This is a genomic window from Streptomyces sp. NBC_00019, from assembly GCF_045041015.1.
Classification (GTDB): Bacteria; Actinomycetota; Actinomycetes; order Streptomycetales; family Streptomycetaceae; genus Streptomyces.
Window position 1 is genome coordinate 505,510 of the sequence record NZ_CP108302.1, and the last position, 25,666, is coordinate 531,175.

Consider the following 25,666-nt stretch of genomic DNA (forward strand, 5'->3'; position numbering starts at 1 on the left):
CCATCATGAACGCCTTCGCCAAAGCCTCCACGACCGCCGCAGCCGTCGAGTCGGAGGAGCCGCTCAGCCCTGGCTACGACGCGGCGACCAAGGACGACGCCGAGTTCAACAAGCACTTCCGGCACGGCTTCACCACCATCGACGACGTGCAGATGCACTACGTCATCGGCGGCGACGGGCCACAGGTCATGGTGCTGCTGCACGGCTGGCCGCAGAGCTGGTACGAGTACCGCCAGATCATGCCCTCGCTGCTGCCCGGCCGCACCGTCATCGCCGTCGACCTGCCGGGCCTGGGCGACTCGACCGGAAACCCGGCCTCCAGGGCCAAGACGGTCCTGGCCACCTACGTCCACAAGCTGCTCGACCACCTCGGTCACCGCGAGAACGTGCAGGTCGTCGCCCACGACTTCGGCGTCAGCGTCGCCTACCCGCTGGCCGCCCAGTACCGCGAGCAGGTGTCGGGGCTGTTCCTCATGGACTACGGCCTGACCGGCAAGAACCTGAAGTTCGCCGCCATCGAGTCGATGTTCTGGCACTTCTCCTTCAACAAGCAGCGTCCCCTCGCGGAGCAACTGGTCACCGGCCGGGTCGAGACCTTCCTCACCCACTTCTTCCAGGGGATGAGGACCGCCGGCGAGAACATCTCCGCCGACGAACTGGCCGAGTTCGTCCGGCTGTACTCCCGCCCCCAGGTCCTGCACGCCGGCTTCGAGCTCTACCGGACCGAGACCCAGGACGAGGCCGACAACACCAAGCTGCAGGAGATCCCGCTGACCATCCCGGTCCGCATGATCACCCAGGCCGGCCTCGCCGACATGGTCCTGGCGCCCCTCCAGGACGCCGCCCCCGACGCCACCTCCGCCGACGTCCCCGGCGCCGGGCACTTCCTCCTCCACGAAGCACCCGACCGCGTCCTGACCGAGATCAACGCCTTCTACCCCACCCCCACCTCCTGACCAGGGAGCACCACATGACTTCCGTCCCGTCCGCCGGAAAGCTCGCGCGGTCCCTGGACGGCGACTTCGAAAACCGACACACCGAGGTGAGAGGAAAACCCCTCGTGAACAGCAAAGCCACTTCCGCCCGCGATGTTCCTACTCGCGTATTCGCCGCCTTCGACGCGGGCGATATCGATGCGCTGGACACCCTGGTCTCGCCCGACCTCATCGACCACAACCTGCCCCCAGGGGCTCCCTCGGCGATCGAGGGGATGAAGGGCATGGTCGCTGCCATGCGCGACGGGTTCACCAACCCTCACCACGAGATCGTCTACCAGGCCGAAACGGACGACGGCTGGGTCGTCTCCCAGTGGGTGATCACAGCGACCCACACCGGTCCTTGGTTCGGACTGCCCGCGACCGGCCGTGACGTGACCTGCTCCGGCATCGATCTGGCGCGGGTGGTCGACGACAGGATCGTCGAGATCCGGCACGTCGAGGAACTGCTGCAACTCCAGATGCAGATGCAGCTCACCGGCTGAGGCAGCAGCAAGGATCATCGGCGCGGCGTGAGCTGACCAGACAACGACCACGGCGAAGAGTCGAAGTTGATCGCCCCATCGCCCCTTCGCCGGAGGTTCTCATGGCTCACGCTGTTGCCCGTTGGCCTTGAAGGCCGTCTGACGACATTCGGAGTAGGTAACGCCATTGACATGGTGCAGGGAAGGATCAAATCGGTCCCACGCACCATCACCGGCCAGGAGCCCAAAGTGCCGCGCCGATTGCGCCCGTAAAGGCCGTGTGGTCGGGGCTCGGCGCTGAGCCCGAGCCGTAACAAGGGACCTGAGTTCAGGACGCATTGCCGCACAGTGCGGCCGAGAAAACCGAGGAAAGAGATGGCGAGCAAAGAACCGGACCCCACGAACTTCAGCGTGGTGAACACCCTGCTGACCGCGATCGAGAAGGGCGACCTGGACCAGGTGCGCCGCTGCTTCGCGCCCAGCGCGCTCACCTGGCACAACTTCGACGAGATCGAGCAGGACGTCCATGCCATGGCTGCGATGCTCGGTCACCTCTGCGCCCACTCGACGAGCCGGAGCTACGAGGACCGACGTATCACGACAGTCGGCTCGCAGGCCTTCCTGCAGTACACGCTGACCGCGGCGCTCCACTCCGGAGACCACTTCCGGATGCCGGCAATGATGCGGCTGGAGATCGACTCCGACGGGCTCGTGGCACGGATCGAGGAGTACTTCGACTCGCGCGTGCTCGACAGCCTCGCCTAGGCCTCGTGACGGCCTCCGCGTACAGGGCGAACGAGAGCGTGTTCCCGAGGGTCAGAAGCTCGCCCGACTCGCCACTGGCACACCAAAGGACGGCCCTGATCGGCTCGACACGTGTGGTGAGCGCCGTCGGCGGATGGGTGCCGGCACCCCCAGCCTGACCCCGAGCGCGGTGACGGCCAGCGCCAGCGCCATCAGCACGAAGACGTCGGCCAACAGCCCTAGCCCCATGCGCAGTTGTACACGACGTCGGGTACCAACCGATCGCCCACAGCTGCCTTCGATCAGCGGTTGCCGCTACGGCAGCGCGACCGCTGCCGCCCGGCTCTCGCCGGCGAGGACCAGGGACATAGTGGCGGGCCAGGTTGTCCAGGGGTTCAGGCTTCGACGACCGGCGTGGTGACCGACGCGGCAGCGGTGAAGCGCGGCAGTGCAGCGGCGCCGATCGCGAGGAGGGCGACGATGCCCATGTGCACGTACTCGACTCCGGCGAAGGCGTGCGCGACGCCGTGCGGTGCGAGGCCGATGTAGAGGGTGCCGAGCGTGGCCACCCCGAGGGCGAGTCCGCTCTGCTGCAGGGTGATCAGCGCGCCGCTGCCGATGCCGCCGAGGTGGGCGGGGACGTCGGCGAGGACGCTGCGGAACAGGCCGGCGAACAGCATCGACTGCCCGGCCCCGGCCAGAGCGAGCGGCAGGGCCATGGCCCACAGGCTGACGTGTGGCCACTTCACAAGCAGTACCGTCACCAGGCTGACCAGGCCGGCGAGTTGGACGACGGCCCCGGCAGACAGGGCTGCCCTGCCGAAGCGAGTGAGGAGGCGGGGTGCGAGCAGGGAGCCGGCGAAGAAGAGCAGGGCCATCGGCAGGATCGCCAGACCGCCGTGCAGGGCGTCGGCGTGCAGGCCGTTCTGGATGGTGAGCGCGAAGACGAACATGAACGCGCCGAAGCCGATACTGAAGGCGAACACCATGACCAGGCCGCGGGACATCGACGGCAGGCGCAGCAGCGACGGCGGCAGCAGCGGGACCTCACCGCGCCGCTCGGCGCGCGTCTCGACAACGTAGGTGGCAACTCCTAGCACGACCGCGGCGGCGAGCAGCAGCCAGGTCCACCACGGCCAGCCCAGGGAGTGGCCCTCCGTGAGGGGGACGAGCAGGGCGGTCAGGGTGGCGGCGAAGAGTACGGTGCCGGGCAGGTCGATGCCGACGGGGTGGTGCGAGCGGGTGTCGGGCACTATCCGGGCCGCGACGATCAGCACGATCACGCCGATGGGCACGTTGACCAGAAAGATCGGCCGCCACGAGGTGCCGGCGATGTCGGCGCTGACCAGCAGGCCGCCCACCAGCTGACCGACCACGGCGGCGATGCCGGAGACGGCCCCGTACAGGGCCACGGCACGGGACTTGCGCTCCCCTTCGAGGACCTGGTGGAAGGTCGCCAGCACCTGGGGGACGAGCAGAGCGGCGGTGGCGCCCTGGACGATACGGGCGGCGATCAGCGCACCGACGCCGGGGGCGACACCGCAGGCCAGCGACGCCAGTACGAAGCCCACGAGGGCGCCGAGGAAGACGCGGCGGCGGCCGTAGCGGTCGCCCAGCCGGCCGCCGAGGACGAGCAGGGTCGCGTACGCCACTCCGTACCCGGCGATCACCAACTCCAGCGCGGACGCCGAGGCGTGCAGGGAAGCGTCGATGCTGGGCAGGGCGACATTGGTGATGAAGAAGTCCATGATCGGCAGGAATGCACCCGCGAGCAGGATGAGCACTCCGGCCGGGTGCAGTCCGCCAGCGCGAGCCACAGCGAAGGGCGAGAGCGCGGTCGCCCTGGCCTGTGAGGAGGGGGTGGTTGTCGTCACGACGACTCCAGACGAGCAGATGTTATGTACTCATAACTATGAGCACATAAGGAGTATGCCCTCATAACTAATTGGCGGCAACCCCGTACCCTGAAGCCGTGACGGAGGACCGAGGACGCCAGAACCCCACAGCAGGGACGGACCACGAGGACCGGTGGGCCGAGCTGGCCGACCTCGTGCTGATCATCAGCAGGGAGATCCAGTTCCGCCGCTACACGGACGAGCAGGCCGTCCACCTGTCGCAGTCCGAAGGCATGGTGATGCGCTACCTCAAGAGCGACCCCGCAGCACCGCCCAGCCGGATCGCGGACGCGACCGGTCTGCAGCGCACCAACCTGTCCACCGTCCTGCGCGGGCTCGAACAGAAGGGGTTCATCGAGCGGCACGCCCACTCGGGCGACGGTCGCGGAGTGACGGTCCACTCCACCGAGCGCGGGCGCAGCAACGCCGCCCTCGTACGACAGGAATGGGCCACGACCGTCTCCGAAGCCGCCCACCACGACTCCGAAAACCTCGACGCCGCCCTCGCTCTGCTCAGGGCCGTGGAACACGGACTCACCAGGACACGACCACAGACCCGAACCTGACGTCGCGCGACAGGAACCGACCGGGCGACCACCGCCGCGTGAGGCCGGCGCAGTCGACAGCGATCCTCTATCGGCGAGCCGGTCCAGGGCGCCCGGTCGGAGCACGACCTCCTGTTCCTCACGGGCCGCAGGTCGTTGGCTCGGTATCAGCCAAGCTCCAGGTGAGTACCTGGCTGCCGCTCTCGCGTGAATCCCCCACAGGCATGTCACCGCATGCACTGCGCGCGCTGGGTCAGTGCTCCAGGGCGCGGTCATCGCCCCGGCCACCGGGGCCGCAGCCACGCGGTTCCCCCGCAACCTTGACCATGCGCAACGCCACCTGAACGAGTCCGTCGGTGCGGTGGGCTTGGTGGGGTGCGGGCCGCGTGGAATCGGTCATCGGCCCGGACGAAGACCGGCTTCAGATGCTTCTCCGGCAGCGCGGTCGGCAGGTCCTCCCAGTCGATGACGTGGGAGACGACTTTCTCGGGGGCAACCTTGCCAGAGGCGGCGAGTTCGAGGGCGTCGGGGATGTGGGCACGGACGTTGTCGCGGGCGATGCGCAGAGTGACGCCGGTGAGGTACATGTCGAGCAGGGGCAGCTCGCCGGGGCGGAAATGGTTTCCCGCCGATTCGCAGATCCCTTCCGGAGTCAGGGACTTGACGGTCAGCGCGAGCTGGTCGACGCGGCCGGTGGCCTCGACGGCGATGTCGTAGCCCTGCGGGATCGGCTCCAGGGTTTCGGCGGTGGCGGCCCCGAAGGCGCGAGCCAAGGCGCGGTGTTCGGGGTCGGGGTCGACGTAGAGCACCTCGGAGGCGTCAAGGGCGCGGGCGATGTCGCAGACGTACAGGCCGATGCTGCCGCGGGCGACGACCAGGACGCGTGCTCCGGGGCGGTCCTTGAGGTGGGGGGGCGACCAGGCGCCAGGCCAGGGACCAGTTGTCGCTTGCCGAGGCCATGGCGACCGGGTCCAGGCCGGCCGGTAGCGGGACCACCATGGCGTCGGCGTAGGGCACGCGGACCAGGTCGGAGAAGAGCCCGCCCCAGTTGCCGCCAATCGGTGCGCCGTACATCGCCATGTAGGGGACGGCGGTGCAGTGCGCGGTCAGCCCGGCCCGGCAGCGCTCGCAGGTGCCGCAGTTGATGGACCAGGGGACGACGACCAGGTCGCCGGGGGCGACGGTGGTCACGGCGTCGCCGGTATCGACGACCCGGGCTACGCACTCGTGACCGAGGGCGAAGGGTGGGTCGATGAAGCCGTGACCGGCCAGGATGGAGGAGTCCACGTCGCAGGATGTGGCGGCCACCGGGGCGACGATCGCCTGTCCGTCGGACTGAAGTTTCGGGTCGGGTGCCTCGCGCCACTCGACGGTGCGCCGGGCGACGTAGGTCAGTTCACGCATCGGTGGGCTGTCCCTTCGCCAGTGCCACCAGGTCGGCGTAGCGGATGACGGAGCCGCCCGCGCCCCATGTGCCGTCGGGCTGCTCGTGCACGAGCACCCACACCCGCAGGGCGTCGTTCTGGCCGAGGCCGGCTGCGGCCAGGACGCTCTTCGTCGCCTCCTCGACCAGGCCCGCTTTACGGCGCTCGGACAGGGCTCCTTGCGGGACGGTGACCTCCACCAGGAAGCGGGGCGCGTCGTCCTCGGCGGTGATCTGGGCGCCGTCCGGCAGGTCGACGAGGTAACTCCACGCCTGGCCACGGAAGAACGCCGTGTCGGGTGCGTTCTCCCAGCGCAGCAGTACGGCCGCGAGGTCACGTTGGATGCTCTGACGGCCTAGTTCGGTCAGGGCGGCGGCCGGGGCCGTGAGGCGGATCATCGGCATGGGCATACCTCTCTTCGTTTCGTTCGACTCTTCGCTCGACGACGCAGTCCTATGACAGTCGTTATAAGCGACGGACACGCTAGACTATGACGGTCGTTATATCCAGTGGGGTCAGAAGGGATCGTGTACGTGACCAAGCCCAGCCCGGCGGCGCGCGAGCGGATTGTGGCCGGTGCGGCCGACATGATCAGTCGGCGCGGTCTGAACGCGACGAGCATCCGAGAGATGGCCAAGCACTCCAGGACGCCGCTCGGCTCGACGTACCACTACTTCCCTGAAGGCAAGCAGCAGTTGGCCACCGAGGCCGTCCGCTATACGGGTGAGTGGGTCGCGCGCCGTCTACGCAAGGAGCTGGAGGCGGGGCCGGTCGCCGGGCTACAGGCGTTCCTCGCCCTGTGGCGCAAGATCGTCGTCGATAGTGATTTCAGGGCGGGCTGTCCGGTACTCGCCGTCTCCATCGAGGAGCCGCCTACTGACGAGACGCCCCCCGCCGTGGTAGCCGCCGCCGACGTCTTCACCGCATGGGAGAGCCTGCTGTCCGCCTCGCTGCGCGAGCATGGCGCCGAGCGCGAACAGGCAGCCCAGCTCGCCACTCTCGTCGTCGCGGCCGTGGAGGGAACCGTGGCCATGTGCCGCGCCAAGCGCAGCATCGAGCCCCTCGACCGCACTGCGGAACAACTGCAGGCGCTGATCCTCGCCACGATCAAGGGCTGAGCCGCCCCGCGCTCGACACCCCGGACTTCAGACGCCCAGCGCGGCGCGGACGGCCTTGGCCCTCTCCTCCGTGAACACCCCGCCGTCGAGGAGCGGGAGGGCGGACAGTACGCCCCCGGACGAGCCCCAGCTGCCCTCGTCGATCACGCGGAAGTTGACCCACCATGCCGGTGACGGCTTCTCCAGTCCGCAGGCCGCCGCCAGAGCGGCCAGGACGCGCTCGATGACCTGCGCTCGTATGTCCGGCTGCCAGGCGGCGTCCATGACCGCGATGTCGATCACCATTACGTCGAGATCCTGGTCGGCGTCCGAAAGCAGCCGCCCACCGATCGCCATCATGTCCCGCTCACGTTCGACGAAGTGCACCTGGAACCCGACGCGGGCGGCCGGAGCCGGCTGCCCCACTTCGGGCACCAGTACCGCGTCCGTCAGCGTCTCGGCCAGCTCACGGCGCTGCTCCAGACCCAGGCGCCCCTTCGGAGCGTTCACGGTAATGATCGTCACAACATCCTCCTATGACAGTCGTTATAAACACGGGGCGCCAGCAGGTTACACCCGTCTATAACGACTGTCATAGCCGGCGGTGTGGGCGCTCAGTCGGAGATCACGGCCGTGCGGTGGATCCACTCGCTGCCCTGAGCCGCTGTGTGCATGAAGGCGGGCACGTCCGCACGACTGATCGTCGGGTTGCCCTTCATCGGCAGCCGGTCATCCGCCCGGTAGGTGCCCTTGGCGGGGCCGTGGGTCAGCCTGGTCGGGTACACCACGGTTCCGGTCGCAACCGGTACACGCGGCCGGTCCTGCCCGGGATCGCGCGGAGATCACCACCGCATCCTCGGACTCCTCGACCGAACCGAACTCCGCAGCGGTCGCCAATGACGGTGCCGGTCATGCAGACCGACGCATCGTTGTGGGAGACGCGGGTGGTCAACGGGATCGGCGAGGCGGATAGCCCAGGTCTCCGTTGTATGTAGTGTGCGGAAATGACAAGAGGCGAGCGACTCGCGGACCAGTTGGACCGGCACTGGCAGAAGAACCTGCGGCCGCGGCTGCACGGTCTTGCCGATGAGGAGTACTTCTGGGAGCCGGTGCGCGGCTGCTGGAGCATCCGCCCACGTGGCACGTCGGCCGCACCGATGTCGGCAGGTTCGGGGGAATGGACGATGGACTCCGCGTCCCCTGCCCCGGTGCCGGCGCCGGTGACCACGATTGCCTGGCGGCTGGCGCACATCATCGTCTCCTGCCTGGGCTATCGGGTCGGATGGCACTTCGGCGGCCAGGACGTCGACTCCCAGACATTCGCCTATGCGGGGACCGCTGACGAGGCGCTAAAGCAGCTCGATGAGATGTACGGGAGGTGGAACGCGGGGGTCCGCGAGCTCTCGGACGCTGACCTGGAGAATCCACCCACGGTGGGTCCCGAGCGGTTTCCCATGGAGGGCATCGTCCTGCACGTCAACAGGGAGCTGATTCATCACGGCGCCGAGATTTCCCTGCTGCGCGACCTCTACCGCTGGCAGGACGGAGTCGTACCGCGCCGAATATGACTTTCCGGCAACCGGCGATCGAGCTTCGGAAACCTACGTGGACTCCGTGCCGCTCCGTGGCAGCGAGCTTCAGAGAAGCTGGGCCCTCTTGAAGTAGCTGGTCAGGGTGGTGGCTTGAGGGTGCTTCCCGACTTCACGGACGTCATGTTCCGACCGCTGTGGACGTCGTGGGATTCCTCCTGGGCACCGTCGGCCTCGACGACGCATTTCGGCACCGCGCCCGCTCCCCGCTCCCCGCTTCCGGGGAGTCCCTCCGCCGGCAGCACGGGCACTGCGGCGCGCCAGCTCACCTGTACGCCGTGAGCCGCTCCACCATCCGCGCCGCCGACGGCTGGGCGCCGTGCAGGTGGTTCGTACCCACTGATCCTCGGACCGGCTGTGTTGTCAGTGGCTCGAGATACGATCACGGCCTCGATGGGCCGGACGGAGATCGTGAGGGACTCGCGGCCATGGGGGGTGGGTCGCACAGGCCCCGGCATCCAGCTCGGGACTGGAGGTATCTTGCCGTAACCCCGCCCCCCTACTTCCTTGCAACATCGGAGCCTCCTAATCCAGTGATAGCGACAGCCTCGAGGAACGTGCGTCCCAACCGGGCTGTTCGAGCGGTGAACATCCCTGGTGGCAGGCATGGTCCACGACCTGGACCGTCCCCGGCCGATCCTGACCGCTCCCCCACTCCGGCCGACCCCTGCCGCCGGGGTGAGTCGGGGAGCCCAAGTCCGCCGCCGATACATCGAGGCCAGGATCGGCACAGCCGTCGACGCGAGCCGCTGGGATACCGTCGCCACTCCACAAATGTTGCCGCCGATCAACTCACCTGGCTCGTCTATCAGTCGGGGGTCTCGCCCGAGTCGGCGGGCTGGGAGTCGTTGTCCGGGGCGGACCGCTCGATGTCGTCGTTGGTCGCGGCCCAGCTGGCCAGCAGGTTCAGGGCGTCCTGCGAGGGGGATGCGGGCTCGGCGGTGTAGGTGAGGAGGAACTGGCTGGGGCCGTCGGGGAGCGGGAAGGTTTCGAAGGGCAGGTCGAGGTCGCCGACGACCGGGGGGTGGAGGAGCTTCACGCCGGTGGTGTGCATCCGGACGCTGTGGGCGGCCCAGCGGCGGCGGAATTCCTCGCTGCGGGTGGACAGTTCCCCGATCAGGTCCGTCAGCCGTCGGTCGTAGAGGTCGCGGCCGGCCTCGGCGCGCAGCATGGCGACGGTGTCGTTGGCGACTTCGTCCCAGTGGCGGAAGAACTCGGTCGCGTGCGGGCTGAGAAAGACGAACCGGGCGTTGTTCGGCGGCCGTACGGGGTCGGCGTAGACGAGGGAGAACAGGGCGCGCCCGAGGTGGTTGGCGGCCAGGATGTCCCCGCGTCCGCTGAGGATGAACGCGGGTGTTCCGGCCATCGAGTCGAGGACGCGCTGCACCGCGGGCCGGACCCGGTGCTGGGCCGGGCGGCGGCGTGGCGGACGGGTCGTGCCGGCGCCGCGCAGGAGGTCGAGCAGGTGGATGCGTTCGGCCTCGTCGAGCTGAAGTGCTTGAGCGATGCCTTCGATGACGCTCTCGGAGACGCCGGTGGCGTTGCCGCGCTCCAGCCGGGCGGAGGACTCGACGACGCCGAGTCGATCCGCACCATCCGCCGGGCCCTGGACCTCGGGGTCACCCACATCGACACCGCCGAGATCTACGGCCCCTTCCACAGCGAGAACCTCGTCGGCAAGGCCATCAAGGGCCGCCGCGACGACGTCGTGGTGGCAACGAAGTTCGGCCTCGTCTCCCACGCCGGCGACGGCCCCGGCGTGATCGACAGCAGCCCCGCCAACGTGAAGACCGCGGTCGAAGGCTCGCTCCTGCGGCTCGGCACCGACCACATCGACCTCTACTACCAACACCGAGTCGACCCGAACACGCCCATCGAGGAGACCATCGGCGCGCTGGCCGAGCTGGTCGCCGACGGCAAGATACGCCACATCGGACTCTCGGAGGCCGGCCCCGACACGATCCGCCGGGCACACGCCGTGCATCCGGTGGCCGCACTGCAGACCGAATACTCGCTGTGGACCCGCGACGTCGAGGCCGAGATCCTCCCGCTGCTGCGCGAGCTCGGCATCGGATTCGTCCCCTACTCCCCCCTCGGCCACGGCCTGCTGACCGGGCAGATCCGCACCGTCAACGACTTCACCGACGACGACTGGCGCAAGACCAACCCGCGCTTCACCGGCGAGAACTTCCAGCGCAACCTGCGCATCGTCAACGAAGTGCGGGCCATCGGCGCCGAAATCCGAGCGACCCCGGCACAGACCGCGCTGGCCTGGCTGCTGACCCGCGGCAACGACATCGCCCCCATCCCCGGAACCCGGCGGGTCTCGCGCGTCGAAGAGAACACCGCCGCCGACGCCATCGAACTCAGCGCCGCTCAGCTCGACCGCCTGAACACCCTCACACCGGCCGCGGGCGAACGCCACGACGAGGCGAACATGGCCAGCATCGACCGCTGACCGTCGGCGCCGCCGCGCCCGGCTCCGCCCACGTTCCTGGACTTCGCGAAGGACTGACGCCCCAGCGAAGGTCCTGACCCCTCACACCCGGCCAACCTGCGTCCATTCCCCCATTTCACTGATCACTGAAGAGGCTTCTCGTTATGTCCAAGGTTCTCCTTGTCGTAGGTCACCCCGACCTGTCCCAGTCGAAGGCCAACGCGGCGCTCGTGGACGCCGTCCGCGATCTGGCCCATGTCACCGTGCACGACCTCTACGCCGCCTACCCCGACTTCCAGATCGACGTCGACGCCGAGCAGGCGCTGCTCGCCGAGCACGATGTGATCGTCTTCCAGCACCCGGTGTTCTGGTACAACACCACGCCCCTGTTCAAGCAGTGGCAGGACAAGGTCTTCACCCTTGGCTGGGCCTTCACCATCGACGGCTCTGCCTCACAGCTGGCCGGCAAGAAGGCCGTCGTCGCCGTCACCGCGGGCGTCCCCGCCGAGCGCTACACCCCCGAAGGCACCAACAAGGCCACCATCGAGACCCTCCTCAGCAACTGGCACGCGACCCTGCGGCTGTGCCAGTTCGACATCCAGCCGATGGTCAAGCTGTACGGCACCGCCTTCGGCCTCTCCGAAAACGACCTGACCGCTGCCGCCAAGCAGTACAACGAACTGCTCGCCTCCTTCGCCGCCTGACCTTCGCCGGATCGGCGCCAAGGCGTCTGTACGGTCAACGCCCCTGTCTCACATTCGGCAAGTGTGAGACAGGGCCAATTCAACGGCTGGTCTTGGTTGTTGAGTGGTCAGTTGTTGCTCGGGGTCAGGCGGCCTTCGAAGGCGATCTGGAATGCGTTCAGGGGTGCCTTCCAGCGCGTGGCCCAGCGTTTGCGGCCCTCGTCGACCGGGTCCAGTTTCAACTGTGCTCAGAGCCTTCGATGGACACCATGGGCAGTTTCCGGGCCAGCGGCGCAGGCAGCCACCAGGCCCATTTGCCGAGCATCTGCATGACGGCGGGGACGATGAGGCACCGGATGACCACGGCGTCGAGAAGGATCGCGACGGCCAGGCCGAGCCCGAACTGCTGGAGCATGCGGTCGGAACTGAGGACGAACGCCCCGAAGACAAACATCATGATGGCCGCGGCCGCAGTGAAGACCTTGCCGGTGGAAGCGAGTCCTTCGAGCACGGATTGCGCAGGGTCCTTGGTGCGCATCCACTCTTCGTGGATGCGCGAGATCAGAAAGACCTCGTAGTCCATGGAGAGCCCGAAGACGATCGCGAAGATCAGCGCGGGGATGAACGCTTCGATGGGGCCCGGCTGCGCTCCGAACCAGCCGTGCTGGAACACCAGGGTGATCACGCCGAGGGCGGCGGAGATGGACAGCAGGTTCAGGACGGCGGCCTTGACGGGGATCCAGACGGACCGGAAGACCAACAGGAGCAGGAGCGAGGAGACGCCGACGACGACGGCGACGAACACCGGCAGCCGGTCGGCGAGAGTCTCAGAGACGTCCTGGGAGGCAGCCGTGGCGCCACCGACCAGGACGTCGGCGCCGGTGCTGTGCTCCAGGGCCGGGGCCACGTCGTCACGCAGGTGGTGGACGAGGTCCACTGTCCCGTCGGCCTGTGGAGAGGTCGTCGGGTAGACGAAGACGGTGGACAGGGCGCCGTCCTCGGAAGGCATCGCGGGGCTGGCTTCGGCGACGCCGTCGGTGGTGGCGAGCTTGGCCTGGACGGTCTTGCCGACTTCCTCATCCCCCGTGACCAAGACGATGAGCGGTCCGTTGAAGCCGGGGCCGAAGCCCTCGGCGAGCAGGTCGTACGCGTGCCGGGAGGTGGTCTCCTCGGGGTCGTTGCCGGAGTCGGCGAAGCCCAGGCGCATGCCCAGTGCCGGTGCGGACAGGGCCACGAGCGCGATCACGCCGACCAGCAGGGTGGGGATCGGGCGTCGCTGCACGACGCGTGCCATGGCGCGCCAGCGGTTGCCTTCGGTCTTGCCCTTCTGGGTGGCCTTGGTCTGCTGCTTGAACACATGGCGCTGGATGCGCCTGCCGAACAGCGCCAGCAGGGCGGGCAGCAGCACCAGGGAGGCGGCCATGGTGATCAGGACGGTGATGGCCACCGCGAGGGCGATGCCCTGCAGTGAGCCGAGTCCGAGGGCAACCAGGCCGAGCAGGGCGACGATGACCGTGCAGCCGGCGAAGAACACGGTGCGGCCGGCGGAGTCGAGGGCCTTGCGGCCGGCCTCCGCGGGCTGGGCACCGGCCAGGAGTTCGTGGCGGTAGCGGTAGAAGATCAGCAGGGCGTAGTCGACGCCGACGCCGAGACCGACCAGCATCAGGATGGGCGGGGTGAAGTCGGCGACGGTGAAGATGTGCGAGGCCAGGGCGATCAGGCCGATGGCGCCGCCGACCGCGAACAGTGCGGTGATCAGCGGCAGTGATGCCGCCAGCAGCGAACCGAACAGCAGCACCAGGATGACCAGGGCGGCCACGATCCCGGCGAGTTCGGCGGTCGGGCCCGCCTTGTCCTCCGCGTTGCGCGCAGCCTCGCCGCCCACTTCGACCTGGAGGTGCTCGGTGGCGATGCTCTGCGCGGTGTCGATGATCTTGGCGACGTCCTGCTTGGGGACGTCTTCGGCCTTGCCGTCCAGCGTGACGGACGCGTAGGCGATCGTCCCGTCCCTGGACACCGCGGAGGCGTCGGCGAAGGGGCTCCGTACGTCGGCGACCCCCGCCATCTGCTTCACGTCGGCAAGCATCGGCGCGACGCTGTCCTGGGCGCCCTCGATGCCGGCCGTGTCCTTGAAGACAATCTCGACGCTGTCGCCCGCCTGGTCGCTGCCATGCTTCTTGAACAGGTCGGTGGCCGCCTGGGAATCGGTGCCCGGCAGCGAGAAGTCGTTCCTGTACGCGGAGCCGACAGCGGTGGAGCCCAGGGTGATGACGGCCACCACAGCCACCCAGAGCAGGAGGGCGGCCCAGCGATGGCGCTGCGCCCAGCCTGCCAGGACACCGAACCGTCCGACGGGCGCAGACGCGGCGCCCTGTGGCGCAGGCGGGGCAAGGGACGCGGCGGAGCCGCGGGGGGAAGACATGATGCCTACCTCGGATTCGAGCGAGTGTTGCCTGGGGTCATCGCCACGCCCACGACCGCTCCGGCAAGTCCGGGTACACCGAGCGCCAGCCAGGCGAACGCACCACTGACCGTGATCGAGAACGTTTCAGCTGCGGTGACCAGCACAATTCCGGCAGCGGCACCCACGAGTGCGCCGACGAAGGCAGCACTGATCCGGGTGGGAGTCAGAGACGACGACATGCCCTCGATCGTGCTCGCGCACCCCGGATGCGGGCGTCGGCCTGCGGCTGACAGTCGGCCTGCACCAGCAGTGGGAGGCGACGGCCGGGACGTACACCAGCAGATGTACGTCCCGGCTGCCGCGTACTTCTCCAGCACGCACTCTCGACGCGAATGAGGACATACATCCCGAGGCCCCGTCGCGCCGAAGGCAGAATGAAGCAATGCCGCATCTCGACGTCACCCGCCTCCGCCTGCCCAGTGGGCCGCGTGCCGACCTGGCGCTCGCCGCGGTCGTGCTGGTGCTGGCGGGGGTGGCTGAGGGGCAGCGGCTGGGCGCTAACTGGGGCGCGACCACATCGACGCTCGTCTCCTGGCTCCTGGCGGTAGCGGTGTGTGCCGCGCTACCGATGCGCCGCCGCCACGCGGTGGTGGTGGGCTGGTTCACCGTGCTCGGCACCGGTGTCTACTACCTGCTGAGCACGGTCGACGGTCCGCTCGTCGTGATCCCGATCGCCGCGCTGTACGCGCTGGCGGCGCAGGGACGGATCCAGACATCGGTCGCCATGGCCGCGGTGATGGTCATCGGGATGGGCGCGGGCGCTCTGGCCGGCACCGGTGATGTCAACGGCACGGCGGTGTTCATGCTGACCGGCTGGCTGGTCGCGGTGGTGGCGCTGGGCGCGATGCGTCACGGCCGGGTCGCCTACGCCGAGGAGGCGGCAAGGCTGCGCGCCACGCAGGAACGGCTGCGCATCGCCCGTGAACTGCACGACGTGATCGGCCACAACATGTCGATGATCCACGTGCAGGCGTCCTCCGCGCTGCACCGGCTGCACAAGGACCCCGTCCAGGCACAAGAGGCACTGGCTGCCATCAAACAGGGCAGCAAGGAGGGTCTGCAGGAACTGCGTGCCACCCTTGGCGTACTGCGCCAGGTCGACGAAGAAGCACCCACCGCGCCCTCACCGGGGCTGTCCAGGATCGACGATCTGGTCTCCTCAGCGGCTCGGGCGGGCCTGGAGGTGCGCATTGAGCAGAGCGGAACCCTCACCGGGCTGCCGGCAGCGGTGGATCTCGCCGCATATCGCATCGTGCAGGAATCACTGACCAACGCCGTCAAGCACAGCGGCGCCCGGCACGTCGTCATCCGTCTCCACAGCGGGGACCGGGAACTGACGCTCAGCGTCCAGGACGACGGCCAGGGCGTGGCTCGCGCCGGTCAGACGGGCGGCAGCGGGATCGCGGGCATGAAGGAGCGGGCGCGCGCACTGGGCGGAACGCTGAGCGCCGAGCGAGACAGCGCGGGCGGGTTCGTCGTCCGCGGCCAGCTACCGTACTCAGACCACCACAAGCTGATCGGCGGAGCAGTTGATGATCAGGATCGTGCTGGCGGATGACCAGCGGCTCGTGCGCGCGGGAATCCGCGGCATCCTCGACGACGAGGACGATCTGCATGTGGTCGCCGAGGCCGCCGACGGACAGGCCACCCTCGCCGCCTGCCGCGAACTCCAGCCCGACGTGGTGCTGATGGACATCCGCATGCCGGGCATGGACGGGCTCGAAGCCGCTCGCCACATTGCCGACGACGAGCAACTGGCGGCAGTAAAGGTGGTCATGCTGACGACCTTCGACCTCGACGAATACGTATACGGAGCCCTGCGGGCCGGCGCCACCGGCTTCCTCGTCAAGGACACCGAACCAGCCGAACTCCTGCACGCGGTGCGCGTCGCAGCCCGAGGGGACGCACTGATCAGCCCCTCCATCACTCGTCGGCTCATCACCGAATTCGCCAACCGCCCGGGCAACACCCGGGAGCCCGACGACCGCCTTCATGCCCTGACCAGCCGCGAACGTGAAGTCATGCAGCTGATCGCCGCCGGACGCACCAACAACGAAATCGCCGCACAACTGGTGGTCTCCCCGCTGACCGCGAAGACCCACGTCAGCCGCATCATGGCCAAACTCGGCGCCCGCGACAGGTCCCAAGTCGTCGTCATGGCCTATGAGTACCGCATGGTCAACCCCGGTTGGCTCACGGACTGAGTCCCCGACTGCCGCCAGCATCTGGTACCCGCGCCAGCCGCGCAGACGTCACCTGTTTCAGGTCCACCGCTCGTCTCGCACGGCCAGAACTGGCGGGTTCCTCCACGGGAGTGACACTGACCGCCCGGGCCGCGGCGTGAGACACCGATCCCAGCTGCTGGGCATGGCTTCGACGAAGGACCAGCTGGCCGCAAGGCGCACTGTCGTGCCGGGAAGAGTGCCCGTGCCGCACTTGGGGAGAAGCGCGACCTCCCCGGGCCGCGACGGCGCCGATGGGGGCGGAGACACCTGCCCGCCCGGGCGCCGCACCCGTGTCGTACGACGGGACCCACCTGCATCGCACGCTGCCCCTGCGGTGACCGGGGCGCCCGGCGTCGCACCGTGACTCGCATCGACCGGGCAGGCAGTGGATCATTCCGGCGGACTCCCCGGTAACGTGAGGGTATGAGCCATCCGCACCCAGAACTCAAAGCCGCCCCTCCACTGCCCGACGGCGGACTGAGGGTGACCGCCCTGGGGGGCCTGGGCGAAATCGGCCGGAACATGACCGTCTTCGAGCATGCCGGCAAACTGCTGATCGTGGACTGCGGGGTGCTTTTCCCGGAGGAGAACCAGCCCGGCGTGGATGTGATCCTGCCCGACTTCACCTCGATCCGGGACCGCCTCGACGACATCGTGGCCGTCGTGCTCACCCATGGCCACGAGGACCACATCGGCGGTGTGCCCTACCTGCTGCGGGAGCGGGCGGACATTCCGGTCGTCGGCTCCAAGCTCACCCTCGCCTTCATCGAGGCCAAGCTCAAGGAACACAGGATCACCCCGCGCACGGTGCGCGTGCGAGAGGGCGACCGGCGCGGCTTCGGTCCCTTCGACTGCGAGTTCGTGGCCGTCAACCACTCCATCCCGGATGGTCTCGCGGTGGCGATCCGCACCGGCGCCGGGCTGGTGCTGCACACCGGTGACTTCAAGATGGACCAGTTCCCCCTGGACGACCGGATCACCGACCTGCGCGCCTTCGCCCGGCTCGGCGAGGAGGGCGTGGACCTGTTCCTCACCGACTCCACCAACGCCGAGGTTCCCGGCTTCACCACCTCCGAGCGCGAACTCAACCCCGCGATCGAGCAGGTGATGCGGACCGCCCCGCGGCGGGTCATCGTCTCCAGCTTCGCCAGCCATGTGCACCGCATCCAGCAGGTCCTGGACGCCGCCCACCAGCACGGCCGCAAGGTGGCCTTCGTGGGCCGCTCCATGGTCCGCAACATGGGCATCGCCCGTGACCTGGGCTACCTCAAGGTCCCGTCCAACCTGATCGTGAACACCAAGGAGCTGGAGAAGCTCCCCGACCACAAGATCACCCTGGTGTGCACCGGCTCCCAGGGCGAGCCGATGGCCGCCCTGTCCCGGATGGCCAACCGCGACCACCAGATCCGCATCGGCAAGGGCGACACCGTCCTGCTCGCCAGCTCCCTCATCCCCGGCAACGAGAACGCCATCTACCGGGTGATCAACGGCCTGACCCGGTGGGGCGCCAACGTCGTCCACAAGGGCAACGCGAAGGTGCACGTCTCCGGCCACGCCAGCGCCGGCGAGCTCGTCTACTGCTACAACATCGTCCGCCCCCGCAACGTCATGCCCGTGCACGGCGAGTTCCGTCACCTGCGGGCCAACGCCGACCTCGCCATCCGCACCGGCGTCGACCCCGACCGGGTCGTCATCGCGGAGGACGGTGTCGTCGTCGACCTCGTCGACGGCCGCGCCTCCATCACCGGCAAGGTACCCGCCGGCAACGTCTACGTGGACGGCATGGAAGTCGGCGGCGCCACCGAAGCGTCCCTCAAGGACCGCGTCACCCTCGCCGAGGAGGGCGTCATCACGGTCGTGGCCATCGTCGACGCCGACACCGGCGCCCTGGCCGAGGCCCCCGACTTCCTGGCCCGTGGCTTCGTCCACGACGACACCACCTTCGAGCCGGTCATCCCCGTCATCGAAAAGACTCTGGCCACCGCCGCCCAGGAAGGCGTGGGCGACGCCCACCAGCTCGAACAGCTCATCGCCCGCGCCGTGGCCAACTGGGCGTTCCGCGCCTACCGCCGCAGGCCGCTGATCATCCCCGTCATCATCGACGCCTGACCGAGCCGCCGCACCAACTCCCCGCTCTCACACCCGGGCGGAGCATGCGTCGCCACACCGGCAACAGCCCCCGTGCATCCACGCACGTCAGAAAGGTGAACGGATGAGCCTGCGCTTCGAGGAGATCGACTGGCAACCGACGCCGATCGGCGAGATCAGTCTGCGCAGGCGCCGCCACCCGGTCTCGGGAGACGACGTGTACGAGGTGAAACTCGGCGATGAGTTCCTGATGTCCAGTCTCTTCACCGCCGGCGAGGTCGCGCTCACGGAACTCGGCCTGGCCAAGCTGCCGGACACCGAACTGGACGTCGCTGTCGGCGGACTCGGGCTCGGCTACACCGCCCAGGCGGCCCTGGACGATCCCCGGGTGCGCTCACTGACCGTGATCGACGCGCTCGCCGAAGTCATCGACTGGCACCAGCGGCACCTGGTGCCCCTGGGAGCCCGGCTGACGTCGGACGCCCGCTGCCGCTTGGTGCACGGCGACTTCTTCGCGCTGGCCGCCGACCCCCGCGGCCTGGACCCGAACGAGCCGGGCCGTCACTTCCACGCCATCCTGCTGGACGTCGACCACTCACCACGCCATGTCCTCCACCCCCGCCACGCGGACCTCTACCAGCCTGCCGGGCTCCGCGCTCTCGCAGATCACCTGCACCCCGGCGGGGTATTCGCCCTGTGGTCGAACGACCCGCCGGACGAGGACTTCACCTCCACTCTCACGGACGTCTTCACACAGGCAGCGGCCCATGTCGTCAACTTCGACAACCCCCTGCAAGGCGGCACCTCGGCCAACACCATCTACCTCGCCAACACAGCACCGGACACACCGTAGGACGACGGCTCGACGGGAGCCGGAGGGGCGGCGCGCCCGCTCACGTACAGCAGAACAGCCGTTTCCAGGTGGGTAGCCCAGCACCTGCGAGACGGACTCCGGGACGCCGGCCGACCAGGACACTCGTACCGAGTCCGTGACTGAAGGCGAGCAGGCGTACGGCCTCGACGCTCGCCTCCGTGCGTGCGTCGATGGCACCAACCGTCTGTGCCTGCCGCAGCAGAACGGCGAGTTGGACCTCCAGGCGTTCCGGCCCTTCCGCGAAGGACTCGGCCGCGAGTTCGAGGGTCACCGCCAGGATCGCGCACAAGGTCCACAGGATGGGCAGGGCGCGGCTCGCCTCGTCGGGTGGGGATCTAGCACTTGATCGGGTGGAGGTGGTTGTCCTTGCCGTTGAATTTTCACCAGATCGCACTCGCCGTCCGCACACCCCGACCGCTTGCTCTTCTCCATGCGTGTCAGATGGGTCTCGGTGAACCCCTTGTGCCGGGATTCGGTGACGAGGACCGAGTGGACAGGCTGCACAAAAAGACAGTGCCGACGATTTCTGATGTTCTGCATCTCACCGATCACGCAAATATGTAGCGTGGCCGTCATGCAGCTTCGGTACGGCTTTCGCCTGTACCCGGACACCGTCCAGGCCGCCGCTCTGGCGAGGGCGTTCGGGTGCGCCCGCGTCGTGTTCAACGATGTGGTGCGCGCCCGTGAGGACGCCCGCAAAGCGGGTGCGGCGTTCCCGACGGCGGGCGAGCTGTCCCGGAAGCTGATCACCGAGGCGAAGCAGACCGTGGAGCGGTGCTGGCTGGCTGAGGTCTCCGCGGTGGTGCTCCAGCAGTCCCTACGCGATGCCGAGACCGCATACAAAAACTTCTTCGCCTCCCTCAAGGGCGAGCGCAGGGGGCCGAAGTTGCGTGCACCCCGCTTCAAGTCCCGCAAGGACAGCCGTCAGTCGATCCGCTTCACCGCGAACGCCCGCTGGTCCATCACCGACTCAGGGAAGCTGAACCTTCCCAAAATCGGGGCGGTGAAGGTGAAATGGTCCCGCGCCCTGCCCACCACCCCGACGTCGGTCACCGTCCTAAAGGACGCGGCCGGACGGTACTTCGCCTCCTTCGTCATCGACACCGACCCCCGTGCTGACGCCGCCCGGATGCCCGACACCGACCAGACGGTCGGCATCGACCTGGGCCTGACCCACTTCGCGGTCCTCTCCGACGGGACAAAGATCGACTCCCCGCGGTTCCTGCGCCGCGCGGAGAAGAAACTGAAGAAGGCCCAGCGGGAGATGTCCCGTAAACAGAAGGGCAGCCGGAACCGGGAAAAGGCCCGCCTCAAGGTCGCCCGCGCCCACGCACAAGTGGCCGACGCCCGCCGTGAGTTCCACCACCAGCTCTCCACGAAGCTGATTCGCGACAACCAAGCGATCGGCGTGGAGGACCTGGCGGTCAAAGGACTGGCGCGCACCGGGCTGGCCAAGAGTGTGCATGACGCCGGATGGTCGGCGTTCGTTCACATGCTGGAGTACAAGGCCGCCCGGTACGGGCGCGCCCTGGTGAAGATCGGCAGGTTCGAGCCGACCAGTCAGGTCTGCTCGGAGTGTGGGGTCAGGGACGGGCCCAAGCCCCTGCACATCAGGGAGTGGACCTGTGCTGCCTGCGGAGCGGTCCACGACCGGGACCACAATGCCGCGAAGAATGTGAAAACGGCCGCCGGACTGGCGGTCGAAGCCTGTGGAGCGCAGGTAAGACCAGGACCCGTCCTGGCACAGCGCAGCGAAGCAGGAAGCCACGGATTCTCCCCCGAACCCTGTGCCGCGTAGCGGCACAGCAACGACGGAAGAGAAGGCCAGAATCCTCAGGCTTCAGCCCGAGGAGCAAGTCAATGGGGTGTGTCGCTGGGCTCTAGCTGTGTGATCGGCGTCCCGCTTATTGCCGCTGAGGCCCGGGTCCGGGCAGCGGTGCTGGGCCTGGCCGGTGCTGAGGTGTCAACCGAGACCGCCGCGCGGATTACCGTCCCCGTGGAATTCCTCGTGCAGTGGGACGATGAGCGAGTGCCACGGCCCCAGAACCTGGCACTGTTCGACGCCTTCGCCTCAACCGAGAAGACGCTGCACGCCAACCCCGGCAAGCACGGTGAGGTCCCGGCATTCGAAATGGACAGCACGCTACGTTTCTTCGCCCGCCACCTTGGCTGATACCGCCACCTGTACTCCGTGACGCGCGCATCGCCAGGGCCAACGCCGCCTGACGCGGCGCCAGGACGGGCTCAACGACTGCTCACGCTGCTACTCCACCCGGAGCCCGGCGATGGCGGCCTCGAAGGGGAGTGTAAATCTAACGGCGGATCCGACGATCATGGGAGAGACGTCAAGTGACTGATACCGCCGTGGAGTTGGAGACCGTGGAACCTGTCGAGAGTGGCCCGTCCGGGCAGCCCGTGTCTGACGAGCAACTGGTCGCGATGCTGGTGGAACGGGCCCGGTCGGAGGGGCTGCAGCTGACCGGTCAGGGCGGGCTGCTGCAGCAGTTGACCAAGCGGGTCCTGGAATCTGCTCTGGAAGGTGAGATCACCGATCACCTCGGCTATGAACGCCACGATGCTGTCGGCCGGGGCAGCGGCAACTCCCGCAACGGGAGTCGGGCCAAGACCGTGCTGACCGACGTCGGGCCGGTGGAAGTGAAGGTGCCTCGCGACACTGCCGGCAGTTTCGAGCCGCAGATCGTCAAGAAGCGACAGCGGCGCCTGACCGGCATCGACGAGATGGTGCTCTCCTTGTCCGCGAAGGGCCTCACGCACGGGGAGATATCGGCTCATCTCGCCGAGGTGTACGGCGCCGAGGTGTCCAAGCAGCGCCCGGTGCGTTGCGGCGAGCTCATTGGCCCGGGTGGTCTTCCCGGCTCCGGGGAGCCCGACCATCAGGAGCAGGGTGGCGACACCCGGGGCCTGCGTGACAACGGGTCCGGCTGCATGCGGGCATGGGAACGGGAGCGGGTTTTCGTGCTGTGAATCGAAACGCTGCGGCTGAGACATGTCTCCCCTGATCAGGCAGGATGGCCCGGCAGCACAGAACAAGGTGTGTGACTGCCGGCAGAACACTGATCCGGCGGTACATCAGCAAAGGGCCGTGGTTACGGCAACCTCGGGTACCGCCGCTAAGCGGCGGTACGGGTAGTCATAGCAGCGCAGCAGCACATGCTCGCACCATAGCCCACCCGGACGTCAGAACGATCTGGATGTTCTCTACGGCCGAGGAGATCACGGCGAGGGACAGTTCGATCTGGGCCACCCGGCGTGGGATGTCGAGTTCGCAGAACATGCCGCGCGCGGTCAGAGAGGACTGGCGAGCGGACCGAGGATCGCGACCTGATTCCGCTGCGCATCGGCGAGCAGGACGAGCGGGCGGCCGCACCTCACCGACCGCGAGACGCACGAGAGGCGCGCGTTGCGGTTCCTTCAGAGGCCACCACCGATACGCCGTTCTCCAGCGGCGCACCACAAAGAGCCGCGCCGTATGGGTCCTCACCAGCAATCACAGATCAAGCGTCACGAGCGTCATTTCCGCGTCAAGATGCCGCCCGTGACGCCCACACCGTGACTCACGCGGGCGCGGCGTGGAGTTCGCGCACCAGCTGCGGGGTGAGCAGTTCGCCGGCGCGGTCGGCGAGGACGGCCATTTCGTAGCCGACCAGGCCGACGTCGCACCCTTCGGCGGCGAGGACGCCGAGGCAGCTGCCGTCGCGGATGCGGCCGACCATGAGGAAACCGCCGAACATTTCGATCATGACGAGCTTCATGCCGCGGAAACCGTGTGTCGTCGCCGCGTTCTGGGCGAGGCTGGTGATGCCGGAGACGATGGCGGCGAGATGGTCGGCGCGGTCTCGGCCGAGTGTGTCCGACGCAGCCATGAGCAGGCCGTCGGAGGAGACGGCGACGGCGTCGGTGACACCGTCGGTGGTGCGAGCGAACTCCGAGATGAGCCAGCCGAAACTCTGGACGGCGGTGGTCACGATGACGCTCCTTGTGTGGGTCGGGCCTCGGCACGGGCGACACCTGCTCTGAAGCCGTTGAGCAGGGAGGAGACAGCGGGTCGGGCAGGCGGGGGTGAGGGGTCTTCCACGGGGGCGAGCAGTCGGCCGGGGAGGGCAAGGAGTGCGGACAAGCCGCCGCCCGGAGTGTCGAAGAGGTGGACCTGGGCGCCTTCACCCAGGCGGTGGGCGAGCCGGCCGACGACGAGGTGGCCGAGGAACCGCGTGGGCGCGGCGAGGAGGGCCTCCTGCCCGGGATCGCTGATGCGGGCGTTGGCGCGTTCCTTGTCGGCCTCGGGCATGCCGACGCCGTGGTCGACGACGGCGAAGCTGTACGTGTCGTCCTCGGTGTCGTACCAGCCGTGCACCTCGACCGGTTCGGTCGGTGGGGAGAAGGTCAGCCCGTTCTCGATGAGTTCGGCGAGGAGGTGGGCGACATCGGCGACGGCGTGCCCGCGTACTCGCACCGGCTCCACGGTCGAGATCAGGACCCGCCGGTACTGCTCCACCTCGGCGACGGCGGACTGGACGACTTCCAGGCCGTCGGCGGGTGCTGCCGTGGGCCGCGGCGGATTCTGCCCGGCCAGGACCAGCAGGCTTTCGGCGTTGCGCCGCATACGGGTGGCGAGGTGGTCGAGTTCGAAGAGCTCGGCGAGGGCGTCCGGGTCGAGTTCCTTGCGTTCCAGGCGGGTGATGAGGCCGAGCTGGCGACGCACGAGGTTCTGGTTGCGGCGGCCGAGATTGGCGAGTGATTCGGTGGTGTTGCGGCGCAGGCCGGCCTGCTGGGCGGCCAGGTGGAGGGCGGTGTTTTCCACCTGGTGCAGGGATGCGGCGACCTCGGCGATCTCCGCAGTCCCGCCCAGTTGCCGTGCATCGGAGTTGGCCGGGGCATCGGCCGGCTGGAGGAACTCCCCCTGGTCGTGCGGGGATTGCTGGATCCGGGCGACGGCCTCGGGCAGCCGGCGTCGAGCCACGTCGTGGGCGGCCTCGGCGAGCGCGCCGAGCGGGCGAGTGAGGGAACGCGAGGCGAAGGCGGCGAATCCTACGACGAGGGCGGCCATGAGCGTTCCGGCGGCGAGATAGGCGGCGAGGGCCAGCTCGGCGTCGTGGCTGAGCCGGTCGGCCCGGTCCCGAACGTCGTCACCGACTAACTGCTGGACGGTGTACAGGTCATCGACGAGTACGGTCATCGCATCCCACCAGGTGCCGGCATCGACGTGCAGCGCTGAGCCGTCGGCGGCGCCCTCCGCCTGTTTCTCGTAGGCGGCGGCGCGTTGGGCGTCCTGGGTTGCGAAGGCGTTCTTCAGAGCGGCGCGCTGGGGTGCGGTGGCGACCTGCCGGAAGCGGGCTTGGGCGGCGACGCGTGTGGCGCGTACATCGCTGAAGTCGAGGTATGCGTGGCCGCGGAAGGCGCCTTGGGCGAACACTCCGTTGAGGAGTCCGCGTTCGAGAGCGACGGACTCCTTGGCCGCGGCCAGCTCCCTCAACGCCGCCAGACTGTCGCGCAGTTGACGGTCGGCACCCGTCGCGGTCTCCGCCACCGGATCGACGGCGTTGAGGGCATCGACGGCGCGTGTGTAGAAGGTGAGGGCCGCGGCGGGGTCGGCGGTGCCGCCGTCGGCAGCGGCGCGGATGTCGGCCAGGCGCCGCAGGTGCCGCTGGATGACATCCTCGACCGCGCTTTCGGGGCGCATTGCGCGCAGCGCCGTGTCAACGCGCTTGCGGGTAGCGGCGAGTGATGTGCGGAACTCCTCCTCACCGCCCAACAGGCCGTTGGTCAGGCCGCGTTCGCGTTGCAGCTGGTGCACCAGGGCCTGGATGCGCAGGCTGAGGCCGACCTCGGCACGGGTCGTCCGTGCATCGCCGAGGGCCTCGGCGCGGCCGGCCACGGCGAGACCGGCGACCGCCAGCAGCAGGCAGACGGGGACCGTGATGACCACCGCCACACGGCCTCTGATACTGCGCCAGCCCGGCATCGGCCGGCGATCCAGAGACGTTCCGCCACCGTGGCGGCGCCCTGAACCACCCCTGCCGAAAGTGCCCTTGCCGACTTCGCCGAGCAGCGGCCGTACTGGCCTCCACAATCTCATAGTCACGAAGTTAGTCCGACCGCGGTAGCCGCCGGTTTCCGACCTGTT

Annotated in this window: 23 protein-coding genes and 3 pseudogenes; 15 read left to right on the forward strand and 11 right to left on the reverse strand. The window is 68.4% G+C overall.

Annotated elements, in window-relative coordinates:
* Positions 1–5: 5 nt before the first annotated feature.
* The 3 genes from OHU89_RS02370 (at position 6) to OHU89_RS02380 (ending at position 2,224) form a co-directional block, all read left to right on the forward strand.
* On the forward strand, positions 6–956 hold the full coding sequence (locus OHU89_RS02370) for an alpha/beta fold hydrolase (protein WP_405639320.1): 951 nt from the start codon (positions 6–8) through the stop codon (positions 954–956).
* 14 nt (positions 957–970) lie between these two features.
* Positions 971–1,480, forward strand: coding sequence for an ester cyclase (locus tag OHU89_RS02375; RefSeq protein WP_405639322.1), 510 nt, complete (start codon positions 971–973; stop codon positions 1,478–1,480).
* Positions 1,481–1,834: 354 nt separating this feature from the next.
* The gene (locus tag OHU89_RS02380) at positions 1,835–2,224 is read left to right on the forward strand and encodes a nuclear transport factor 2 family protein (RefSeq protein ID WP_405639324.1); all 390 of its coding nucleotides are present in this window, start codon (positions 1,835–1,837) and stop codon (positions 2,222–2,224) included.
* A gap of 374 nt (positions 2,225–2,598) precedes the next feature.
* On the opposite strand, the gene OHU89_RS02385 is transcribed toward OHU89_RS02380, so the two are convergent.
* On the reverse strand, positions 2,599–4,077 hold the full coding sequence (locus tag OHU89_RS02385) for an MFS transporter (RefSeq protein ID WP_405639326.1): 1,479 nt from the start codon (positions 4,075–4,077) through the stop codon (positions 2,599–2,601).
* A gap of 98 nt (positions 4,078–4,175) precedes the next feature.
* Here OHU89_RS02385 and OHU89_RS02390 point away from each other — a divergent pair, with 98 nt between their 5' ends.
* A complete protein-coding gene (locus OHU89_RS02390) occupies positions 4,176–4,664 on the forward strand; it encodes a MarR family winged helix-turn-helix transcriptional regulator (RefSeq protein ID WP_405639328.1) in 489 nt (162 codons plus the stop codon).
* Between the two features lie 377 nt (positions 4,665–5,041).
* On the opposite strand, the pseudogene OHU89_RS02395 reads toward OHU89_RS02390, so the two are convergent.
* Positions 5,042–6,047 (reverse strand): annotated as a pseudogene (locus tag OHU89_RS02395) (zinc-binding dehydrogenase); the annotation flags it as partial.
* Entirely contained in the window at positions 6,040–6,471 is a 432-nt protein-coding gene (locus OHU89_RS02400; protein ID WP_405639330.1) for a 4-oxalocrotonate tautomerase family protein, read from the reverse strand. The gene OHU89_RS02400 and the pseudogene OHU89_RS02395, both read right to left, overlap by 8 nt.
* Positions 6,472–6,600: 129 nt before the next feature.
* Between OHU89_RS02400 and OHU89_RS02405 the strand changes: the two genes are divergently transcribed.
* Positions 6,601–7,185 (forward strand): TetR/AcrR family transcriptional regulator, encoded by a 585-nt coding sequence (locus OHU89_RS02405; RefSeq protein WP_405639332.1) that lies wholly within the window; start codon positions 6,601–6,603, stop codon positions 7,183–7,185.
* 27 nt (positions 7,186–7,212) lie between these two features.
* On the opposite strand, the gene OHU89_RS02410 is transcribed toward OHU89_RS02405, so the two are convergent.
* Together OHU89_RS02410 and OHU89_RS02415 are read right to left on the reverse strand one after the other, a co-directional pair.
* The gene (locus OHU89_RS02410) at positions 7,213–7,689 is read right to left on the reverse strand and encodes a 4-oxalocrotonate tautomerase family protein (protein ID WP_405639334.1); all 477 of its coding nucleotides are present in this window, start codon (positions 7,687–7,689) and stop codon (positions 7,213–7,215) included.
* Between the two features lie 89 nt (positions 7,690–7,778).
* The gene (locus tag OHU89_RS02415; protein WP_405639336.1) at positions 7,779–7,952 is read right to left on the reverse strand and encodes a hypothetical protein; all 174 of its coding nucleotides are present in this window, start codon (positions 7,950–7,952) and stop codon (positions 7,779–7,781) included.
* Between the two features lie 216 nt (positions 7,953–8,168).
* On the opposite strand from OHU89_RS02415, the gene OHU89_RS02420 reads away from it, so the two are divergent.
* Entirely contained in the window at positions 8,169–8,732 is a 564-nt protein-coding gene (locus OHU89_RS02420) for a DinB family protein (protein WP_405639338.1), read from the forward strand.
* 829 nt (positions 8,733–9,561) lie between these two features.
* Here OHU89_RS02420 and OHU89_RS02425 read toward each other — a convergent pair.
* The gene (locus OHU89_RS02425; protein ID WP_405639340.1) at positions 9,562–10,140 is read right to left on the reverse strand and encodes a hypothetical protein; all 579 of its coding nucleotides are present in this window, start codon (positions 10,138–10,140) and stop codon (positions 9,562–9,564) included.
* 111 nt (positions 10,141–10,251) lie between these two features.
* On the opposite strand from OHU89_RS02425, the gene OHU89_RS02430 reads away from it, so the two are divergent.
* Complete coding sequence (locus OHU89_RS02430) at positions 10,252–11,211, forward strand: aldo/keto reductase (protein ID WP_405654266.1); 960 nt, start codon at positions 10,252–10,254, stop codon at positions 11,209–11,211.
* A gap of 143 nt (positions 11,212–11,354) precedes the next feature.
* Positions 11,355–11,894 (forward strand): NAD(P)H-dependent oxidoreductase, encoded by a 540-nt coding sequence (locus OHU89_RS02435; RefSeq protein WP_405639342.1) that lies wholly within the window; start codon positions 11,355–11,357, stop codon positions 11,892–11,894.
* A gap of 217 nt (positions 11,895–12,111) precedes the next feature.
* On the opposite strand, the gene OHU89_RS02440 is transcribed toward OHU89_RS02435, so the two are convergent.
* Together OHU89_RS02440 and OHU89_RS02445 are read right to left on the reverse strand one after the other, a co-directional pair.
* Entirely contained in the window at positions 12,112–14,295 is a 2,184-nt protein-coding gene (locus OHU89_RS02440; RefSeq protein WP_405639344.1) for an MMPL family transporter, read from the reverse strand.
* A gap of 5 nt (positions 14,296–14,300) precedes the next feature.
* Positions 14,301–14,516 (reverse strand): hypothetical protein, encoded by a 216-nt coding sequence (locus OHU89_RS02445; RefSeq protein ID WP_405639346.1) that lies wholly within the window; start codon positions 14,514–14,516, stop codon positions 14,301–14,303.
* Positions 14,517–14,719: 203 nt separating this feature from the next.
* Here OHU89_RS02445 and OHU89_RS02450 point away from each other — a divergent pair, with 203 nt between their 5' ends.
* From OHU89_RS02450 to OHU89_RS02465, 4 genes are all read left to right on the forward strand, one after another.
* The gene (locus OHU89_RS02450; RefSeq protein ID WP_405639348.1) at positions 14,720–15,895 is read left to right on the forward strand and encodes a sensor histidine kinase; all 1,176 of its coding nucleotides are present in this window, start codon (positions 14,720–14,722) and stop codon (positions 15,893–15,895) included.
* Positions 15,870–16,541: a response regulator gene (locus OHU89_RS02455; RefSeq protein ID WP_405639350.1), complete on the forward strand. Its 672-nt coding sequence runs from the start codon at positions 15,870–15,872 to the stop codon at positions 16,539–16,541. Before OHU89_RS02450 ends, OHU89_RS02455 begins: the two co-directional genes overlap by 26 nt.
* A 444-nt stretch (positions 16,542–16,985) precedes the next feature.
* Complete coding sequence (locus OHU89_RS02460; RefSeq protein WP_405639352.1) at positions 16,986–18,671, forward strand: ribonuclease J; 1,686 nt, start codon at positions 16,986–16,988, stop codon at positions 18,669–18,671.
* 103 nt (positions 18,672–18,774) lie between these two features.
* Positions 18,775–19,503, forward strand: coding sequence for a spermidine synthase (locus OHU89_RS02465; RefSeq protein ID WP_405639354.1), 729 nt, complete (start codon positions 18,775–18,777; stop codon positions 19,501–19,503).
* Between the two features lie 40 nt (positions 19,504–19,543).
* Here OHU89_RS02465 and OHU89_RS02470 read toward each other — a convergent pair whose 3' ends face one another.
* Entirely contained in the window at positions 19,544–19,813 is a 270-nt protein-coding gene (locus tag OHU89_RS02470; RefSeq protein ID WP_405639356.1) for a hypothetical protein, read from the reverse strand.
* 285 nt (positions 19,814–20,098) lie between these two features.
* On the opposite strand from OHU89_RS02470, the gene OHU89_RS02475 reads away from it, so the two are divergent.
* The 3 genes and pseudogenes from OHU89_RS02475 to OHU89_RS02485 form a co-directional block, all read left to right on the forward strand.
* Complete coding sequence (locus tag OHU89_RS02475; RefSeq protein WP_405639358.1) at positions 20,099–21,322, forward strand: RNA-guided endonuclease InsQ/TnpB family protein; 1,224 nt, start codon at positions 20,099–20,101, stop codon at positions 21,320–21,322.
* Positions 21,323–21,385: 63 nt separating this feature from the next.
* Positions 21,386–21,697 (forward strand): annotated as a pseudogene (locus tag OHU89_RS02480) (alpha/beta hydrolase); the annotation flags it as partial.
* A 266-nt stretch (positions 21,698–21,963) separates the two neighbouring features.
* Positions 21,964–22,353 (forward strand): annotated as a pseudogene (locus tag OHU89_RS02485) (transposase); the annotation flags it as partial.
* Positions 22,354–23,099: 746 nt separating this feature from the next.
* Here the strand turns inward: OHU89_RS02485 and OHU89_RS02490 are convergent.
* Both OHU89_RS02490 and OHU89_RS02495 read right to left on the reverse strand, forming a co-directional pair.
* On the reverse strand, positions 23,100–23,510 hold the full coding sequence (locus OHU89_RS02490; protein WP_266898236.1) for a roadblock/LC7 domain-containing protein: 411 nt from the start codon (positions 23,508–23,510) through the stop codon (positions 23,100–23,102).
* A complete protein-coding gene (locus OHU89_RS02495) occupies positions 23,507–25,474 on the reverse strand; it encodes a nitrate- and nitrite sensing domain-containing protein (protein WP_405639361.1) in 1,968 nt (655 codons plus the stop codon). The genes OHU89_RS02490 and OHU89_RS02495 overlap by 4 nt, the downstream gene beginning before the upstream one ends.
* Positions 25,475–25,666: the final 192 nt, after the last annotated feature.